Here is a 547-nt window from a genome sequence, read left to right as displayed (position 1 = left end):
CGACCGCGACGTCCGACATCGGGCAGGACCCGGACGACGCCGGGGCCGACGCCGCGCTGCCGGACACGGGCGACGCCGCCGCGCCGCACGTCTCGGGCGACGCCGCCGACCAGCCAGACCCGGGCGACGCCACCGCGCCGCACGGCTCGGGTGACGCCGCCGACGCCGGGGCCGAGGACACCCGGGACGCCGGGCCCGGGCGGGCCGCCGGCACCGGCCCGGAGGGCACCCGCCTGCTGCCCGACGACGGCCCGTCGGCCGTGGGACCGCAGGGCACCCGGATGTTCCCCGGCGACGAGCGACCGGCCGTGGGGCCGCAGGGCACCCGGATGTTCTCCCCCGACGAGCTACCGGCCGAACCGCCCGCGCCCCGGTGGAGCGGTTCGGCGGCGGTGCCCCCGCCGAAGCCGCGCAAGCGGGCCTGGGGCGAGTCGGCCGTGATCCCCCCGGTGCCGGCGCCTCCGCCGGCGCCCCCGCCCGAGCAGTCCGCCGAGCACCGCACGCCGGTCGACCCGTGGGCGGGCGCGGACACCGGCGGGTGGGACCT

General features: G+C 82.1%; 1 pseudogene. It reads left to right on the top strand.

What is annotated here, in order from left to right:
• Window positions 1-547, top strand: a pseudogene (locus F6X68_RS33865) (hypothetical protein); the annotation flags it as partial.

The sequence above is a fragment of the Micromonospora sp. AMSO12t genome (assembly GCF_008806585.1).
GTDB classification, from domain to species: Bacteria; Actinomycetota; Actinomycetes; order Mycobacteriales; family Micromonosporaceae; genus Micromonospora; species Micromonospora reichwaldensis.
Note: the sequence above shows the minus strand (reverse complement) of the source record. Positions and strands in the feature narration are given on the sequence as shown.